The organism is Hydrogenoanaerobacterium saccharovorans (assembly GCF_003814745.1).
Classification (GTDB): Bacteria; Bacillota; Clostridia; order Oscillospirales; family Ruminococcaceae; genus Hydrogenoanaerobacterium; species Hydrogenoanaerobacterium saccharovorans.
Genome location: NZ_RKRD01000002.1, coordinates 93,573 through 110,952, shown reverse-complemented (window position 1 = coordinate 110,952; position 17,380 = coordinate 93,573). Strand labels below are relative to the sequence as shown.

Sequence of the window (17,380 nt, the reverse complement as noted above, 5' to 3'; positions counted from 1 at the left end):
CAAAAAAAGACCTGCTCTTTCGAGCAGGTCTTTTTATTACAACTTAGCTGTAAGCTTGTATCTTTAAATACAGCTTATTTCAGAGCCTCGCTTGCGGCAACTGCGCATGCAACGGTAGCACCAACCATCGGGTTGTTGCCCATACCGATCAGGCCCATCATCTCAACGTGAGCAGGAACAGAAGAAGAACCTGCAAACTGAGCATCACCGTGCATTCTGCCCATCGAGTCGGTCAAACCGTAAGAAGCAGGGCCTGCACCCATGTTATCGGGATGCAGAGTACGGCCTGTGCCGCCGCCGGATGCAACGGAGAAGTATTTTACATTGTTCTCGTAAGACCATTTTTTGTAGGTACCTGCAACCAGATGCTGGAAGCGGGTGGGGTTGGTGGAGTTACCGGTGATGGAAACGTCAACGCCCTCTGCCTTCATGATAGCAACGCCCTCAAGAACGTCGTTTGCGCCGTAAACTTTAACAGCAGCTTTTTCTCCGTCTGAGAAAGCAACGGTTCTGACAACCTGCAGCTCGCCGGTTTCGAACACATAGTTGGTTTCAACATAGGTAAAGCCGTTGATTCGGGAGATGATGTAAGCAGCATCTTTACCCAAACCGTTCAGAATAACTCTGAGGGGTTCTTTTCTTGCTTTGTTTGCGGTTCTTGCAATACCGATAGCGCCTTCAGCAGCAGCAAAAGACTCATGGCCTGCAAGGAAGCAGAAGCATTTTGTTTCGTCGCGAAGCAGCATTGCGCCGAGGTTACCGTGGCCGATACCAACGTTTCTCTGCTCTGCAACAGAACCGGGGATGCAGAATGCCTGCAAACCGATACCAATCGCTTCGGAAGCCTCAGCGGCAACTTTTTTGCCTGTTTTCAGTGCGATTGCGGTACCCAGTGTATATGCCCAAACTGCGTTTTCAAACGCGATGGGCTGTACGCCTTTGACGATTTTATCAACATCAATGCCATGTTTTAGGCAAAGGTCTTTTGCATCTTCCAGCGATGCAATACCGTATTCTTTCAGACATGCCTCGATTTTAGGCATTCTTCTCTCTTTACTTTCAAATTGTACCATGTTATTTCCCTCCTTCTAACAATTATTCTTCTCTCGGGTCGATGTACTTGGGCGCATTTGCGTAACGGCCGTATGTACCAACGTTTTTCTCAAACGCCTCTGCAGGGGCAACACCATGGCGGATATCCTCCATCATTTTGCCGAGTTTGCAGAATTTGTAGCCGATTGCCTCACCGTTCTCATCTACAGCAACGGACATAATGTAGCCCTCTGCCATTTCGAGGTAGCGAACGCCTTTTGCACCGGTAGAGAAGATGGTACCAACCTGAGAACGAAGGCCTTTGCCCAAATCCTCAAGGCCTGCACCGATGGGGAGACCGCCTTCGGAGAACGCAGTTTGTGTTCTGCCGTATACCAGCTGTTTAAAAATCTCGCGCATTGCAACGTTGATTGCATCGCATACGAGGTCGGTGTTCAAAGCTTCCAAAATTGTTTTGCCGGGCAGAATTTCGCCTGCCATAGCAGCGGAGTGAGTCATACCGGAGCAGCCCAGTGTTTCAACCAGAGCCTCCTCGATAATACCGTTTTTAACATTCAGTGTCAGCTTGCAAGCGCCCTGCTGAGGTGCGCACCAGCCAATACCGTGAGAAAGACCGGAAATATCGGTAACTTCGTAAGCCTTTACCCATTTGCCCTCTTCTGGGATTGGAGCCGGACCATGTTTCGGCCCTTTGGTAAGTGTGCACATTCTCTCAACTTCATGAGAATAGTTCATATTGGTAACTCCTTTCGGTTCAATTTGTACCTCCATATGTCGGTAAACCATAATACCGCATACCTGCTCTTTATTATAATGGTTCTGCGCCGAGAGTTCAAGATGCCGAGCTGTTAAAAATGTGTCAACCGTGCCATTTCTATAAAAATCGGGATTTTTATGTATTTTTATACTTGTTCATCGCCCCAATTTGGCAATATTTTACCCATAAAACAACAAAAGCGCAGGGCGTATGCCCTGTGCTTTTATTTAAGAAACTATCGTATTGCAAACTATTTTGATTTATATAAAACGAATAAGTAAGCAGCCAACCGCCCTAACAATAAAAACGATAATGATATTAAGAATATCACTTTTATTGAGAAGTTGAATCGGTATTGTATCGGCAGCAAAGCAAAAAATAAAATCCATTCGATATAAGTAAAAATAATTTCTTGCTTTACATATTGCTCTTTACTTCTCTTACTGCCTTTATAAAACCAATCCAAAAACCATGGGTAACGTTTGCATAAAAGTTGATACAAAATGATCACAAGCAAAGCAGTATAAATAAACAACATAATTACGGTTTTACACCTCAATCTATTTGATCTTTGTTTTACATCGCAAGCAGGTAACATTGTGCGGTTTGATATATGTAAATTCCGCCCACAACAATGAATCCTACCCACTTTGCAATTTTGTAATACGGTAACACGGCTTTTTCTTTTTGGTCTTCCATATGGTTTGCAGAGTCACTTTTCGTAAGATACAAAAGAAGAGCAAAGCTAACCATGGTACCGTAGCTACGCGATAACTGCTTTTCAAATTCAAGCTCCATGTGCTGAGGAAACCGCAGGGAACGCATGATAAGCATGTTTAACATGATAACCACCGCTAATAAGAAGGGATACTGCTTTTGAAAATAGCTCTGAATACTTTTCCAACTTTTCATAAGCGCATCCCTTTCTCATTAAATATATTATCATCTCATAACCAACAATTTTTAACATTATTTTCTATACAAGTAACTTGTTGTATTTTTATAGTAGCATGGTTTGCTTACAAATTCCAGTTTACATCTGGATAATTCATGCATTATTAACTTAATTACTCAAAAATTCAACATTTCACTACAACTTCTGCTGCATTTTGGTATAGCAAAAAGGCGTATCGACTATAATTTTAAATGTTTAGAGTTTCTTAATACAATCTTAGTATAAATGTGTTTGACATGCGGGTTCGCGGCTTGTAAAATAGAAGTTGTATGTAACTGGCAGTAAAACCAATTTTGTTAAAATATAGGAACTACGAGAGGAGACTGTTCCATGGGATTATTCGATAAACTATTCGGTACTTACTCCCAACGTGAACTCAAAAACATCACCCCAGTAATGGATAAGGTGTTGGCACTGGAGGAGAAATACCGCGCAATGAGCGATGAGGAGCTCAAAGCGATGACACCAAAACTGAAACAAGAGCTTGCCAATGGCAAAACGCTTGACGATATATTGCCGGATGCTTTTGCGGTATGCCGCGAAGCATCCGACCGTGTTTTGGGTATGCGCCCGTTCCCTGTACAGGTCATCGGCGGCATTGTACTGCACCAAGGCAGAATTGCCGAGATGAAAACCGGTGAGGGTAAAACCCTCGTTGCAACCCTGCCGTCTTACCTCAACGCACTTACCGGCAAAGGCGTGCACATTGTCACCGTCAACGATTACCTTGCAAAACGTGACTCTGAGTGGATGGGCAAGCTGCACCGCTTCCTTGGGCTTTCGGTCGGGCTTATCGTGCACGATATCGACCCTGACGACCGCAAAGCGGCATACAATTGCGACATTACTTACGGTACCAACAACGAATTTGGCTTCGACTACCTGCGCGACAACATGGTGGTTTACAAAGACCGCCAGGTACAGCGCGGCCATAACTTTGCCATCGTCGATGAGGTGGACTCCATCTTGATTGATGAGGCGAGAACCCCGCTCATCATTTCGGGCCCCGGCGACAAATCTACCGAGCTTTACGGGCTTGCCGACAAGTTCGCTAAAACCCTGCATATGGTAAAGGTAAAAGAGTTGGATGCCAAAGAAGACCACGACGACGTGGATGCCGACTTTATTGTGGATGAAAAGGCAAAAACCGCAACCCTTACCCCCCGTGGTGTAAAAAAAGCCGAAAAGGCATTTAACATTGAAAACCTTAACGACCCCGATAACAACACCCTGCTGCATCATATCAACCAAGCAATTCGCGCAAACGGTATTATGCACCGCGATATCGACTACGTGGTAAAAGACGGCGAAGTTCTCATCGTTGATGAATTTACCGGCCGTTTGATGATTGGGCGCCGTTACAACGAGGGGCTTCATCAGGCAATTGAGGCAAAAGAGGGCGTTAAGGTAGAAAAAGAGTCGCAGACGCTTGCGACCATCACCTTCCAAAATTACTTCCGTATGTACAGCAAACTTTCGGGTATGACAGGTACTGCCATGACGGAGGAGGGTGAGTTCCGCGAGATTTACAACCTCGATGTGATTGAAATACCCACCAACAAACCCATTGTCCGTCACGATTTCCCCGATGTGGTATACAAAACCGAAAATGGCAAATACAAAGCGATTATCGATCAAATAGCGGCTTGCCATGAAAAACAGCAGCCCGTTCTGGTGGGTACCATTTCCATTGAGCGTTCCGAACTGCTTTCGTCCATGCTGAAAAAACGCGGCATCAAGCACGAGGTACTCAACGCGAAGTACCACGAAAAAGAGGCAGAAATTGTTGCACAGGCAGGCAAACCCGGTGCGGTTACCATTGCCACCAACATGGCAGGGCGCGGTACCGATATTATGCTGGGCGGTAACGCCGAATTTATGGCAAAATATGAGATGCGCCGCCAAGGTTACAGCGAAGATATGATTCATGAAGCTACCAGCTACGGCGACACCGAAGACGAAGAAGTTCTTACAGCGCGCCGTCTGTTCCAAGAGCTGAACGCCAAATATAAAGATGAAATTGCACCTGAAGCACAAAACGCCAAAGATGCAGGCGGTTTGTTCATCATCGGCACCGAGCGCCACGAGTCGCGCCGTATTGATAACCAGCTGCGCGGACGTTCCGGCCGTCAGGGCGACCCCGGCGATACCCGCTTCTTCATATCGCTTGAGGACGACTTGATGCGTCTGTTCGGCGGCGAGCGCATTCAGAATATGATGGATACCCTCGGCGTTGACGAGGACACCCCCATCGAAAACCGCATCCTCTCGAGTTCGATTGAAAATGCACAGGCAAAGGTAGAGGGGCGCAACTTCGGCATCCGTAAAAACGTGCTGCAATTCGACGACGTTATGAACAAACAGCGTGAAATTATCTACGGTCAGCGCTGCAAAGTGTTGGACGGTGAAAACATCCGCGATTACATCCAAAAGATGATCTCCGATTCCATCGACAGTGCCATGGTGCAATACCTCGGCAACAGCGATATCCGCGAGGAGTGGAACATCGACGGTCTGCGTTATCACTTCCTCGGCTGGATTTTGGATGAGGGCGATTTGAAGTACGACATGAAAACGTTGGAAAACACCCCCAAAGATGAAATAAGAGCATTTATACAGAAAAAAGCCGATGATAAATATGCAGCACGTGAGGCACAGTTCGGCGAAGAACTTACCCGCGAGTTGGAACGCGTCATCTTGCTGAAAAATGTTGACCGCCACTGGATTGACCATATTGATGCCATGGACGACCTGCGCAAGGGCATTTACCTGCGCAGCTATGCACAGAAAGACCCTGTCGTGGAATACCGCATCGAGGGCTTTGATATGTTCGACCAGATGATTGAATCCATCCGCGAAAACACAGTTAAAATGATGATGACCGTACAAATCCGCAACGAGACGGAGCCGGAGCGTGAGCAGGTAGCCAAACCCAGCTACACTGCAGGCGGTGACGGCAGCGTAAAACAACAGCCTGTCCATAAATCCGCAGCCGAAAAGGTTGGCAGAAACGACCCTTGCCCCTGCGGGAGCGGCAAAAAATACAAAAAATGCTGTGGGCAGTAATATCTAACTTTTACTGATTGCAGATAAAAAACCCCGTTGCAGACTAGTCTGCAACGGGGTTTCCACATGTTTTTATGAAATGCGAAACAATATCTTGCTTTATCTTTTTTTGCCGAACAAACGCAGCAGGTACAGAAATACATTGATAAAATCGAGATAGAGGTTGAGTGCAGAGTAAACAGAGATTTTCTCCAGCATTTCGGAATCGCCTTCAAACTGGTAGTAAAAATCTTTCGCCTTTTTTGAATCGTAGGTAGTAACACCCAAGAAAACAAAAAGCCCCACAAAGCAAAGGATGATATCCAGCATATACAGGTTGAGAAAATAACTGATAAGGCTCATTATCAAAAGGGCAACCAAACCGAATACGATAATCGACCCGTAGCGCGAAACATCTTTTTTTGTGATAAGACCAATCCCCGCCATCAAGCCGAAAAACAATGCCGTAACGCCGAATAAAAGAATCGAATCGGTAGCATCATACATTATAAACAGAGTAGAAAACACTACACCCGTTAAAAACGAATAGGCTAGAAAAATAGTTCTTACGGTATTTACCTGAAACGAATACATCTTAGAGGTTAAAAACCATACCAGTGCCAGTTTGGCAATTAATAGCGCAATCGGCATCCAGCTAAAATAAAACACAAACCACACCAGCCCTGTACTGTAAAGCGAATAAGCCGTTGCGAATGTAACCATAAGGCCCAAAAACATCCAAGCATAGGTTTTTGCAATGTGCTTATATAAGGGGGTTTTTGCCCGTTCCTCCGTATTTATCCAAGGGTCTGCATTGCTGTTGTTGTACATTCAAGTCATCCTTTCCCATTTCTGTCAGTAGCCACTTCATTATATATACTAAAAAACTCAAAGTCAATATGTACAGTATGCAATATACATCGATGCAGTATCGTAATTTAAACTCATTGATGATAAAAGCATTTCAAACGATTATTCATTGTTTTTTCGCAGCAAAACGTGTTATAATAATAAGTATATTCTCTACAATTCGACAGTTACGGAGGCACGCTATGTCTTTTAAAATTAGTCTGATCAATGGGCTGCCCGTGTGGGATTCGCTGCCCGTTGCAAAAATAGTAAACTACCCGCTGGAAAAACGCGATTACAAGCCGTTTGTGCAGGCGCGCCTGTGCATCAGCGAACAAAGCGTATGGGTGCGTATGTGGGCATTCGAAGCTCTTCCGTCTGAAACCAGCACGCTTATGGTAAACCTCAACCTATTTCCCGAGCTGTCGGACAAGTATCTATCCATGTCGGCAAGCTATGGGGGGCTGCTCCTCAACGAGGTTTGCGGCGAACAGCATATCCCTATGGCAGAGTATTTGGTACTTCCGCGGGTAAAATCGTTTCAGTCAGAGGATTTGCAGGGGATTTACTGGGGGATTGTATTTGAACTGCCCCGCACCTTGCTTACCAAAGTTTACGGCAGCAGCGAACTGGCGCCCGGCAAATTGGTAAAGGGCAACCTTTATAAAGTGGATAAAAGCGATTGCAGCGAACATTACGGTTGTTTTTACAACGTGGATTTTTTAGATAAGAATGCTTACACCGACAAATACTTTGGTGATTTTGAGCTGGTTGCCTATTAGCTTGCATAAAACACGGTACCGTTATAGATAATCCCAGCTCTTTAGCAGATATCAGCAAAATAAAAACTCGGCGATGGCTTATCGTCGAGTTTTTTGCAAGTTTCAATTATATTGCTATTCAAATAATTTTTTATCCAACTTGGTTTTCTTTAAAGTATACACCAGCAGCATGCCAAGCACGCCGCATGCAACCATTTCGCCTGTGCCTACACTGACCGCCGAAGTGATAAAGCCTGGCAAGGATGCGCCCTCGGGCAAAAAGAAAAAAGTAATTTCCCATCCGATCACCAGTGCATTAACGAGCACCGGTGGCAGCGCTGCCAGTACCGGAATGCCTTTGATGCAAACATTACGCAGCAGGTAGGTTAAAACCGCTGCAATCAGCGTGGCAAGCGTGCCGAACAAGATATCCATTGGCATGGTTATGCCCATTGCCACCCCCGCTATGTTGGTGATTAAGCAGCCCACAGTGACACCAATCACTGCATAAGGCGAAAATACCGGCAGCAGGGTAAGTGCCTCCGAAACCCGAAACTGCACCGCGCCAAACGAAATGGGCGCAAAAGCCAGGCTCAGCACCACATAAATGGCAGCAAGCATTGCGCACATCGTCAGCTTTCTGACGTTTGTGTTTCTCATCATTCAATTTTCCTTTCGTAGTGTGGTTTTAAGTCAGGAACTTGCGACTGACTGCCTGAATACACTCTATCAGGCAACAACTATTTTAACGTATTTACCGCCATTTTGCAATACCGCAGGGTTTGATGTTGAATTAAAGGAATTTTTTATATATAATGTATTTTGTAAAGATTTTTCAAGATCTATACCCATTGGGTAGTACATATAATTCTACAAATTTTGAGGGGGGATCCCATGCAGGATATATTTCTCAGCATCGTTGACGCATTTGAACCACCTGCGCAGCAAAGCAATTTCGTAGTATTTAAAAATAACGTTCCTGTCATCCCGATGAAAGAGGGCGGCAGCTATTTTAAAAAGTGTAAAAAATACGCAAAAGAACACAACACCTATGTAGTAACAGGGCTGATGAACATTGCAGACTATATGTGCCTATGTATGTTTAACCCTGCCGGTAAAATAGCAGGTGCACAGCGGGGGTTGTTTTTTAACAGAGACAACCGCAATCTATACAAAAAAGCTAGTAACCTCGCTTTATTTGACACACCTTACGGCAAAATATTTCTTTGTGTGGATGCAGACATCTATAACCCCGAGGTACAGCGGCATGCACGCTTGGGCGGCTGCGATATTTTGGTGAATTCGCAGTGGATTGCCCCCGATGAATACAGCGAACAAAAATTGTTTACAGGCGGCTGGGGCGCTGCACAAACCAACAACTTGCTGGTATTGTCGGCAAATAATAACACGGCATCCATCAGCGCGCCGTTTCTTGCTACAATGGACAACACCGGTTATATATCCAAACCCGCTCAAACGGCATCTGCTGCGTTTAACGTAAGCCGCTTATACGATATTCACAGTGATTATCACAGTTCTCATTTCAACAAAAACTTGTTTGCAGAACACCGCCATCTGCTTTAAGAGAGGGGAAACAACATGATTTCATTTCCTAATCCGTTTTCTCTTAAGGGAAGCGAGAAAAAAATTATTAAGGTTATCGACCGGCTGGACATCAACCGCAGCGAGAACCTGTCTTTCACAGACCCTGCTGCGGTTAAGGTTGCAGCAATCCCCGTAAAACTTCGCCCCTACAAAAAGCTGGATGATTATGTTGAGCACCTTTCTGAAAAGATGGCACTTGCCGTAGAGGGCGGCGCACAGATGGTGTGCTTCCCTGAACTGATTGGATTCGCACCTTTATCGATCGTGCCTAAATACGACCGCATTGTTTCGGATTACAAACTATGTGAATCGGGCGAGCGCGGCAACTTTACCAACGATGTGCTTTATACATATTACGATTTTTTGCAAGAGGTTTACTTTACCACTTTTTCTGAGCTTGCTTGCCAATACGGTGTTTATGTTTTGGCTGGGAGCATCTACTTGTTTGACGGCGACAACCTGTATAACCGCTCGTACCTGTTCGACCCTGACGGTGATGTCCTCGGTTATCAGAATAAAACGCATCTAGCCGAAGATGAAGTTCAAATCGGCGTAACCCCGGGCAACACTCTTACTCTGTTTGACACGAAAATAGGTAAGTTTTGTGTTTCTATCGGGCAAGACAGTTGCTATTTTGAGGTGTACCGTATCGCAAAGGGGTTGGGCGCACAGGTGATGCTATGCCCCACCTGCAACATCAACTACGGCTGCCGCTACCCAAATGTGGCAGATGTTTACCTGCGCGTACAAGAGACCGCGCTGTTTGCGGTAAAGTCAACGATGGTAGGCGACATCCTTCAGCGCCGTTTCGGCGGAGTATGCGGTATTTACTGCCCCTCTGTTATCGCTGCAGAAAAGCAGGGGATTTTGGCAAGCAGCGACAACGATGCAGAAAAACCGGTGGTTTCACGAATTAACCTTACCAAGCTTGATAATGTTTTTAACCCCTATGCCTGCGATATCAACGAAGAGTTTTCGCAAGATTTTGCGCAGCGTCATTTTGGTGAAACACAATCCGCCACGGCATCCAGCTTGGAAGTATAATTGATTTTGCATATAAAAAAGGAACGCTTAAAGCGTTCCTTTTTGCGTTATTACAAGGTATGGTTTGCCAATCTGGCAGGTGATTCGGGCACCTTATCATTGATGACATCTGAAACAATTTTGCCGTCAATGATTTTAACAATACGGCGTGCACTGTTCGCAATCTCGTTATCATGGGTGATGAGGATGACCGTGCGCCCCTCATGCCATAACTCGTTGAGGATACGCATAACATCTTTGCCCGACTTACTGTCAAGGTTTCCTGTCGGCTCATCGGCTAAAATTACAGGAGGCTTTGCTGCAATTGCCCGGGCAATTGCCACACGCTGCTGCTGCCCGCCCGACATTTGCATGGGGCGGTGACGCAAACGGTTACCCAAGCCCACACGCTCCAATGCCTCGGTGGCAAGGCGGCGGCGCTCATCTTTAGAAAGCCCGCGATAAATGAGTGGCAGCTCCACATTCTCAATTGCATCCAGACTGGGGATCAGGTTAAAGCCCTGAAACACAAAGCCAATCTCTTTATTGCGAATTTCCGATAACTCATCATCCGAAAGAGTGGAAACGTCCTCACCGTCGAGAAAATAACTGCCCTCGCTCGGCGTGTCCAAACAGCCCAGCATATTCATTAATGTAGATTTACCGGAACCCGAATGCCCTACGATGGCGATAAACTCCCCGTGATCGATACCCAGTGTTACGCCGTCAAGCGCGCGCACCTCGTTCTCGCCGGGGTTGTAGATTTTGTACACCTTTCTGATGTCAACCAGCTTCTCCATTGAAATTCCTCCAAGTACATAATACCTCCGATTGAAGGCGGGAGCTTTGCCCCCTCGCCTAAGCAAGCAAAAACGGTGCCTGCCGCCGGCGGCTCGCCGGTCAATAACCCTGTTTTTAATAGTATGCCCCAAGAAGGAATATGTCAATTACGAAACTGTAAACAATATGGCAAACTTTTCTTTACGCTGTAAAATCACTCCATTCCTTTACAAAAACTGCTTTAATCGGTATGCATCACCTCTTGTTTTCTACTTGGTTTTAAAGCAGCAGTGCCAGTACCAGCATTTCTTGCAGCTTGTTGTACACAGGTATCAAGTCGGTAATCGGCAGCGGGTTTTTGCCTTTGCCAATTTCAATGGTAAACGCAGGGCGGTGCAGTTTATCTATAAACCAGTCTTTAAAACCGCCGTGCGAGGCAAGCCCCTCCTGTGTCATCAGCTTATAACCGCTGCTGGTAGCAAGCAGCTGTGCCATCAGGCGCGAACGAGATGGCGTATGTTCACCGTATTTATAATAGATTTCCTCCCCCTGTGAGTGAACTGCATACGCCTGCCGCACCTGAAACCCTTTGCAAAAACCACAAATAGCGCGTGTTTCGGGCTCGCTGGTATGGCGGTACCCGCCAAAGCGGGTAGGGGCAGGGCTCGTTATGCCCGCCTCCTGCTCCATTTGGTGCAGAATATCCCAGCCGGCGTCAAAATTATGGTTGATATCCACCCCCCGTGCATTTGCCTGCCACAGCGCGTAGTTGCCGTCGCAAATCTCTTGCACCTTATCGCCCATACTCATTGCGCCTGCACTGCCCCGCAGCGCAATCTCAATGCCGTCCGGGTTGAGTGCCGGCAAAATAATAACACCGCGCCGCTCCATCGATTTTTTTACGTCAATCTCTGCAAGCGGTTTGTTTTGTGCTATACTATACAGTAAATCATCTAAAAATCGCATCAGCATCAGCGTGGTAAGCCATTCTAAACCATGCGTGCCGCCCATAAACAGTGTAGCGCATTTGGTTTGCCCCACCGATACAGCGTACAACTCGCGCCCCAGTACACTGCGCCCGATGGAAAACACTTTACACAACCCGGGATACTGCCCCTTTAGTGCAAACAGGCCTCCTTTCACTTGATTGTGTATCGGCGGCTGTTCATAATACTGTTCCAGCAGCATTCTATCACCTCGTGCGGCAAAATGCCGTTTCTAATAGATTGCATCGTCTGCATAAGAATGCAGGCTTGTTGCGCTTGACATCACGGCAAATTACCGCGTTTCGTGCATTCCAAATCCTGCAAAAACGCGCAGGCCTGCATGGATTGACCTGCTGCCACAAATGCATTGCAATCACCTCGAAACTATCTTATGAGTGAGACAACTTTGTGTATGCACCCCTTAGCAATAGATTTTAATTTGGTTGGAGGAAATTTTATGAAACTATTTGAAAAACCGCTGAGCACCGAACAACTGTTCAAAGGCAGAGTGATTACTCTGCGTAAAGATATGGTCGAACTGGAAAACGGCAATGTCACCAGCCGTGAAGTGATTGAGCACCCGGGCGGTGTTGCCGTTGCGGCAATCGATGACGGAGGCAAGCTTTTGATGGTAAGGCAGTTCCGCTACCCGTTTGCACAGGCTTTGCTTGAAATACCTGCAGGCAAACTGGAATACGGTGAAGATGCTTTTGCCTGCGGCAAGCGTGAGCTGGAGGAGGAAACCGGCTATGTTGCAGAAACCTATTGTTCACTGGGGCAGCTTTTGCCAACGCCTGCTTACGATAATGAGATCATCCATTTGTATTTTGCAAAAGATTTATCAAAAACCAAACAACATTTGGATGCCGATGAATTTCTATACGTAGAAAAAATACCTTTCGAAAAAGCAGTTGAAATGGTACTTAACAACGAAATCCGCGATGCAAAAACGCAAATTGCCATACTAAAAACCAAGCTTTTTCGCGAGCGCAATGTGCTATAATATGTTTCAACAGTATTATCCCATTGGTGTGGAAAAGAAATTCTTGTTTTTTCTATATATTGTGTCTGCCTTTCGACATGATTCTATATTTTGGCCTTGACATTTTTTTGTATTACACTTTGTAAATTTGATGCAAAAAATTATATCTTTCCACACTTTCAACCGAGTTTTCAACAGAAAAAGTTGGAAAAGTCGTGGAAATAGTTTAAAACCGTGGTTTTTTCCTGTGGAAAACCCCTGCCCAATGTCGCGTTTCACCGCAAATTGCAGTTATGGGCAAATAGTTTTCCCCCGTTTCAACAGACTTTCAACATGACGCTGAAAAATGGCATAAAATCAGCCCCGACTGAAAAAACAGTCGGGGCTTGTGTTTTTACTTGCGCAATTGCTTAAAAAAGTCGCTAAGCATACCGGCACATTCTTGCTGCAAAATACCGCCCATTGCGGTGGGAAAATGATTGTAGGGCAGTTCAAAAAGGTTGATAACCGAGCCGCAAGAGCCCGCCTTTTTATCGTATGCGCCAAAAACAACATGGTCTATACGGCTGTTGATGATGGCACCCGCACACATTGGGCAAGGCTCAAGCGTAACATACAAATCGCAGCCAAACAGCCGCCAACCGCCAAGTGTTCTACACGCTTGATCAATGGCTATCAACTCGGCATGAGAAAGCGCATTTTTACTGCCCTCTCGGCGGTTAAAACCTCGCCCTACAATGCGCCCATTTTTTACCACCAGTGCACCTACCGGTACCTCGCCAAGCCGCGCCGCCTGTGCTGCAAGCTCCAGCGCCTGCCTCATATACAGTTCGTATTGATTTTCCATAATAATAAGGTTACCTCGGCAATCTTTGAATACTATGCAGCGAAAGCGATGCGATCAGCACAATTGCAATCACCATTGCAGGGCACGAGAAGAACATTTTTGCACGCTTGCGCACCGAGAAAGAGGACGGTATTGTTTTGAGCTCAAACAGATTATCGCTGCTGCGTGCAAGCAAAACCATAGCAACAAGCCCCAATATCAGGTAAACCAAAACTACCAGCAGGTTCACAATATCCGCCAGATGCTGCGAAAGCAATGGCATAATGATTTGCTGGATCAATGCCAGAAAATTATTGATAAAGTGTATGATAACCCCGGTTAAAACAGAGCCGGTGCGAATAACAAAATATCCTATGACAAACCCTGTCAGAAGAGCAACAGGTGCCTGAATAAAGTTAAGGTGAAGCATACTAAAAATAATGGAGGATATCGCCAGTGCAAACCCATCGCCAAACCGGCGCAGGCTTTGCAACAGTACACCGCGGAATACAAACTCCTCTACAAATGCAGGCAGTATACAAATATTAACCAAGGCGGCTATCAGCCCCGTAGGGGTAAGCGAAACCGATATATCGGGCATAATCGGTATCAAACCGACAAAACCGAATACACGGCCGATGGCTGAAGTTAAAATGGAGCCCAGCACCGACACCGCAAGCGCAATCAGCACCGAAGCAACCGTGACCGATGCCTGAGGACGTTTAAGCGGCAACGCTACTTTTACAGGGATGCGGATAAAAAGCATATAAAGACCATAGGCAATAAAATTACTTAGTAAAAAGCAAGTACCGTCAATTATCTGCGTAATCCACTCAGGTGCCATTAAGTGCGAATTAAAATAACGAATCTCAGGTACAAACAGCATCAGAACTCTTACAACATAATCGGGTATGGCAACGCGCAAGAACAAATAAAGCAGCACCGCAAGCCCTATCGCGTTTGCACAGGTGATGAGCGAGGTGCGCTCTTTATAAGCAGGCCCAAACGGAACAAAGCCCAAACCCTGTACATATGTATACCCGGATTCAGGCTGTCTGTCTTGGTCAAAATTATTGTTGTAATTCATCCAATCACCTTAAATTGTATTTTCTAATGTTATAAGCATATCACAAAAGGACTGCTTGAATATACCGCCTTTTTGTAAACATTTTATCAGGCAGAAAAATACACCCGCATTTACTGCCTGCGGGTGTACTGTTTAGCTGCAAACTACCCCTGAATTCCGGGGATTTTCGGCAGCTTATCAAAGCCTTTTTGTAAATCTTCGTCGGTAGGGATGAAATCATTCATCTTCCCTTCCAAATAAGAGGTGTAAGCGGTCATATCAAAATAACCGGTACCTGTAAGGCCAAACAAAATCGTTTTTTCTTCGCCGGTTTCTTTGCACTTCAGCGCTTCTTCGATTGCAGCATAAATGGCATGTGCCGACTCCGGCGCAGGAAGAATCGTCTCTTGCTTTGCAAACAAGGTTGCGGCATTAAATACCTTTGTCTGCTGCACTGCCACAGCCTCCATGTATCCGTCATGATACAGTTTTGACAAAACAGGGGACATCCCGTGATAACGCAAACCGCCTGCATGATTGGGCGCAGGGATAAATTCGCATCCGAGTGTATACATTTTTGCCATTGGCGTGATTTTACCCGTATCGCAAAAATCGTAAGCATATTTGCCGCGGGTAAGCGACGGGCAGGACGCCGGCTCTACCGCCACCATTCTGGGGTTTGCCTTCCCTGTGAGTTTATCCTGCATAAACGGTGCAATCAACCCACCGAGGTTGGAGCCGCCGCCCGCACAGCCAATGATGACATCGGGGTATTCTCCGATAGATTCCATCGCGATTTTCGATTCTAACCCGATGATGGACTGGTGCAACAAAACTTGGTTGAGCACAGAGCCGAGCACATAACGGCAATCGGGTGTTGTAACTGCTTTTTCCACGGCTTCGGAGATGGCACAGCCCAAACTGCCGCTTGTTTCGGGGTTTTCTTGCAATATTTTTCTGCCCGCATCCGTGGTATTGCTGGGGCTTGCAATTACATTTGCGTCAAAAGTTTGTATGATGGCTTTACGAAAAGGCTTTTGCTCGTAAGAGGCTTTTACCATAAAAACGGTGAGGGGAATACCAAAAAACGAACAAGCTTCGGCAAGTGCGGTGCCCCATTGGCCTGCGCCTGTTTCGGTGGTAAGGCTTTTAAGCCCCTGTTTTTTTGCGTAATACGCCTGTGCAACGGCAGAATTCAGCTTATGGCTGCCTGAGGTGTTGTTGCCCTCAAATTTATAGTAGATTTTTGCGGGCGTACCCAGTGCCTTTTCTAAGTTGTACGCACGAATGAGCGGAGAGGGACGGTACATTTTGTAAAACTCGAGGATTTCATCTGGAATTGGTACATAGCGCGTTTTGTCGTCCATCTCTTGATGTGCCAGTTCTTTGCAGAATACAGGATATAAATCTTCTTCTGTTGCAGGGCGCAGGGTGGCAGGGTTCATCATGGGGGCGGGCAGTTCTTTCATATCCGCCCTGAGATTATACCACTGCTTTGGCATCTGCTCCTCGGTTAAATATATTCTGTGCGGTATTTTTTTCATCATGGTACCCTCTTTCTATTTTTATTTTATTTGGCTTCGTAAACTATCATAAACAAAAAAGGCCTTTGTCTCAGCATTTCTGCTGGGACAAAAGCCTTAAAAACTTCTGCGGTACCACCCAAATTGGTATGCAAAGCATACCCGCTTATCCATATACATACATATATGCTTCTTTGGTAACGGGGGAAGATCCCGTCAGGCACTACTAAGCAAAATTACTTTTCGTCCTGCCCTCATAAGTCCATTCGGCATAATCTCACTTACCACACTTACACCACACGGCGGCTCTCTGCAAAGGGAGTTTTTATGCGTACTCTTCTTATTCATCGGTTTTAATCATTTAATTTTTCTTATTATATAAAAGCGTTTTTGTTTTGTCAAGGTATTTTCTGTATAAAACTGCAAAAAATCAAAAGAGAACCATTTTAATGAAACACGCTCTCATTCAAGGCAACGTTCATCATTTGCCGTACGGATAAATATGTTCTGCTTTCGACTGAAATTCTTTGAGGTGAACTATTTTCCCCGTATCGTTAAATAAAACCAACGACACCCCGTCAAAACAGTCGGTAACTCCATCATATTCGCATTGAAAATACCATTCCACTGCAATTTTATTCTCTTGATGGACAAACTGCTTTATATCCCACTGCAAAACTGTTCCGCGCCTGTTCCAATCAGCAAACCAGCTTTTGATCTGCCCGATGCCATGGTATTTGGGGCCATAACATTCGCTGTAAACAATATCCTTATCAAATATATTTTCTAAAATAGCGGCATCTTTTTTTAACCACGATTCAAAATATAATTTGATCATTTTCTCTTTTTCTGCCATCATACGCGCTCCCAAACATAGGTGTACCATTTTTGGTTATACCATATAAATAAAGCCTCACACACGCAAAAAGCATGCAGAGGCGTTTAGTTGGCGTGCCTAATTGGATTCGAACCAACGGCCTGTCGCTTAGGAGGCGACCGCTCTATCCAACTGAGCTATAGGCACATAACGGCGAATGAAACCCGTATTCTTTATTTTATACCATAGAAAAAACAAAGTCAATCAAATATCGGTTGAACAATGCATTTTTTGCCCTAAGGGCTTTTCTAAAAAGCAAAAAAGTGTTATATTAGGTAGATAGAGTATCGTG

The 17,380-nt window shown here is 45.5% G+C and carries 16 protein-coding genes, 1 tRNA gene and 1 other annotated feature; of the genes, 5 read left to right on the top strand and 12 right to left on the bottom strand.

Translation table 11 applies throughout. The features are described from left to right. Positions 1-74: 74 nt before the first annotated feature. From EDD70_RS10590 to EDD70_RS10580, 3 genes are all read right to left on the bottom strand, one after another. Positions 75-1,073: a GGGtGRT protein gene (locus tag EDD70_RS10590; RefSeq protein WP_092754997.1), complete on the bottom strand. Its 999-nt coding sequence runs from the start codon at positions 1,071-1,073 to the stop codon at positions 75-77. Positions 1,074-1,095: 22 nt separating this feature from the next. Further along, positions 1,096-1,788, bottom strand: a complete 693-nt coding sequence (locus tag EDD70_RS10585; RefSeq protein WP_092754995.1) for an iron-sulfur cluster assembly scaffold protein — start codon at positions 1,786-1,788, stop codon at positions 1,096-1,098. A gap of 598 nt (positions 1,789-2,386) precedes the next feature. Further along, positions 2,387-2,653 (bottom strand): hypothetical protein, encoded by a 267-nt coding sequence (locus tag EDD70_RS10580; RefSeq protein WP_123811040.1) that lies wholly within the window; start codon positions 2,651-2,653, stop codon positions 2,387-2,389. Positions 2,654-3,095: 442 nt separating this feature from the next. Here EDD70_RS10580 and secA point away from each other — a divergent pair, with 442 nt between their 5' ends. Beyond that, positions 3,096-5,831: a preprotein translocase subunit SecA gene (gene secA, locus EDD70_RS10575; protein ID WP_092754989.1), complete on the top strand. Its 2,736-nt coding sequence runs from the start codon at positions 3,096-3,098 to the stop codon at positions 5,829-5,831. Between the two features lie 99 nt (positions 5,832-5,930). On the opposite strand, the gene EDD70_RS10570 is transcribed toward secA, so the two are convergent. Then, positions 5,931-6,641 carry a Bax inhibitor-1/YccA family protein gene (locus tag EDD70_RS10570; RefSeq protein ID WP_092754987.1) on the bottom strand — a complete coding sequence of 237 codons (711 nt, stop codon included), beginning with the start codon at positions 6,639-6,641 and terminating at the stop codon, positions 5,931-5,933. A 221-nt stretch (positions 6,642-6,862) separates the two neighbouring features. Here EDD70_RS10570 and EDD70_RS10565 point away from each other — a divergent pair, with 221 nt between their 5' ends. Continuing rightward, positions 6,863-7,441, top strand: a complete 579-nt coding sequence (locus tag EDD70_RS10565; RefSeq protein ID WP_092754985.1) for a hypothetical protein — start codon at positions 6,863-6,865, stop codon at positions 7,439-7,441. A 114-nt stretch (positions 7,442-7,555) separates the two neighbouring features. Here EDD70_RS10565 and EDD70_RS10560 read toward each other — a convergent pair whose 3' ends face one another. Beyond that, on the bottom strand, positions 7,556-8,083 hold the full coding sequence (locus EDD70_RS10560; protein ID WP_205408612.1) for a QueT transporter family protein: 528 nt from the start codon (positions 8,081-8,083) through the stop codon (positions 7,556-7,558). A 231-nt stretch (positions 8,084-8,314) separates the two neighbouring features. Between EDD70_RS10560 and EDD70_RS10555 the strand changes: the two genes are divergently transcribed. Both EDD70_RS10555 and EDD70_RS10550 read left to right on the top strand, forming a co-directional pair. After that, complete coding sequence (locus EDD70_RS10555; protein ID WP_092754981.1) at positions 8,315-9,004, top strand: nitrilase-related carbon-nitrogen hydrolase; 690 nt, start codon at positions 8,315-8,317, stop codon at positions 9,002-9,004. Positions 9,005-9,019: 15 nt separating this feature from the next. Continuing rightward, positions 9,020-10,069: a nitrilase-related carbon-nitrogen hydrolase gene (locus tag EDD70_RS10550; protein WP_092754979.1), complete on the top strand. Its 1,050-nt coding sequence runs from the start codon at positions 9,020-9,022 to the stop codon at positions 10,067-10,069. 50 nt (positions 10,070-10,119) lie between these two features. On the opposite strand, the gene EDD70_RS10545 is transcribed toward EDD70_RS10550, so the two are convergent. Next, positions 10,120-10,848 carry an ABC transporter ATP-binding protein gene (locus tag EDD70_RS10545; protein ID WP_092754977.1) on the bottom strand — a complete coding sequence of 243 codons (729 nt, stop codon included), beginning with the start codon at positions 10,846-10,848 and terminating at the stop codon, positions 10,120-10,122. 259 nt (positions 10,849-11,107) lie between these two features. After that, a complete protein-coding gene (locus EDD70_RS10540; protein WP_242943150.1) occupies positions 11,108-12,016 on the bottom strand; it encodes a M14 family zinc carboxypeptidase in 909 nt (302 codons plus the stop codon). 255 nt (positions 12,017-12,271) lie between these two features. Between EDD70_RS10540 and EDD70_RS10535 the strand changes: the two genes are divergently transcribed. Next, a complete protein-coding gene (locus EDD70_RS10535; protein WP_092754975.1) occupies positions 12,272-12,817 on the top strand; it encodes an NUDIX domain-containing protein in 546 nt (181 codons plus the stop codon). Between the two features lie 373 nt (positions 12,818-13,190). Here EDD70_RS10535 and tadA read toward each other — a convergent pair whose 3' ends face one another. The 5 genes from tadA to EDD70_RS10510 form a co-directional block, all read right to left on the bottom strand. Next, on the bottom strand, positions 13,191-13,643 hold the full coding sequence (tadA, locus tag EDD70_RS10530) for a tRNA adenosine(34) deaminase TadA (RefSeq protein ID WP_092754973.1): 453 nt from the start codon (positions 13,641-13,643) through the stop codon (positions 13,191-13,193). A gap of 10 nt (positions 13,644-13,653) precedes the next feature. Then, positions 13,654-14,709 carry a CPBP family intramembrane glutamic endopeptidase gene (locus EDD70_RS10525; protein ID WP_092754971.1) on the bottom strand — a complete coding sequence of 352 codons (1,056 nt, stop codon included), beginning with the start codon at positions 14,707-14,709 and terminating at the stop codon, positions 13,654-13,656. A gap of 143 nt (positions 14,710-14,852) precedes the next feature. Next, positions 14,853-16,232 carry a TrpB-like pyridoxal phosphate-dependent enzyme gene (locus EDD70_RS10520; RefSeq protein WP_092754969.1) on the bottom strand — a complete coding sequence of 460 codons (1,380 nt, stop codon included), beginning with the start codon at positions 16,230-16,232 and terminating at the stop codon, positions 14,853-14,855. A gap of 80 nt (positions 16,233-16,312) precedes the next feature. Then, positions 16,313-16,568: a binding site (T-box leader), on the bottom strand. A 124-nt stretch (positions 16,569-16,692) separates the two neighbouring features. Next, a complete protein-coding gene (locus tag EDD70_RS10515) occupies positions 16,693-17,070 on the bottom strand; it encodes a nuclear transport factor 2 family protein (RefSeq protein WP_341465126.1) in 378 nt (125 codons plus the stop codon). 88 nt (positions 17,071-17,158) lie between these two features. Next, positions 17,159-17,235 (bottom strand) — tRNA-Arg (locus EDD70_RS10510). Positions 17,236-17,380 lie beyond the last annotated feature (145 nt).

Excerpts from the sequence above, each read along its gene's own strand:
- EDD70_RS10540 (WP_242943150.1), bottom strand. The coding sequence starts at position 12,016 with ATGCTGCTGGAACAGTATTATGAACAGCCGCCGATACACAATCAAGTG.
- EDD70_RS10555 (WP_092754981.1), top strand. The coding sequence starts at position 8,315 with ATGCAGGATATATTTCTCAGCATCGTTGACGCATTTGAACCACCTGCG.
- EDD70_RS10535 (WP_092754975.1), top strand. The coding sequence starts at position 12,272 with ATGAAACTATTTGAAAAACCGCTGAGCACCGAACAACTGTTCAAAGGC.
- EDD70_RS10545 (WP_092754977.1), bottom strand. The coding sequence starts at position 10,848 with ATGGAGAAGCTGGTTGACATCAGAAAGGTGTACAAAATCTACAACCCC.
- EDD70_RS10560 (WP_205408612.1), bottom strand. The coding sequence starts at position 8,083 with ATGATGAGAAACACAAACGTCAGAAAGCTGACGATGTGCGCAATGCTT.
- EDD70_RS10515 (WP_341465126.1), bottom strand. The coding sequence starts at position 17,070 with ATGATGGCAGAAAAAGAGAAAATGATCAAATTATATTTTGAATCGTGG.
- EDD70_RS10520 (WP_092754969.1), bottom strand. The coding sequence starts at position 16,232 with ATGAAAAAAATACCGCACAGAATATATTTAACCGAGGAGCAGATGCCA.
- EDD70_RS10565 (WP_092754985.1), top strand. The coding sequence starts at position 6,863 with ATGTCTTTTAAAATTAGTCTGATCAATGGGCTGCCCGTGTGGGATTCG.
- EDD70_RS10590 (WP_092754997.1), bottom strand. The coding sequence starts at position 1,073 with ATGGTACAATTTGAAAGTAAAGAGAGAAGAATGCCTAAAATCGAGGCA.
- EDD70_RS10580 (WP_123811040.1), bottom strand. The coding sequence starts at position 2,653 with ATGTTAAACATGCTTATCATGCGTTCCCTGCGGTTTCCTCAGCACATG.
- EDD70_RS10550 (WP_092754979.1), top strand. The coding sequence starts at position 9,020 with ATGATTTCATTTCCTAATCCGTTTTCTCTTAAGGGAAGCGAGAAAAAA.
- EDD70_RS10570 (WP_092754987.1), bottom strand. The coding sequence starts at position 6,641 with ATGTACAACAACAGCAATGCAGACCCTTGGATAAATACGGAGGAACGG.
- tadA (WP_092754973.1), bottom strand. The coding sequence starts at position 13,643 with ATGGAAAATCAATACGAACTGTATATGAGGCAGGCGCTGGAGCTTGCA.
- EDD70_RS10525 (WP_092754971.1), bottom strand. The coding sequence starts at position 14,709 with ATGAATTACAACAATAATTTTGACCAAGACAGACAGCCTGAATCCGGG.
- EDD70_RS10585 (WP_092754995.1), bottom strand. The coding sequence starts at position 1,788 with ATGAACTATTCTCATGAAGTTGAGAGAATGTGCACACTTACCAAAGGG.
- secA (WP_092754989.1), top strand. The coding sequence starts at position 3,096 with ATGGGATTATTCGATAAACTATTCGGTACTTACTCCCAACGTGAACTC.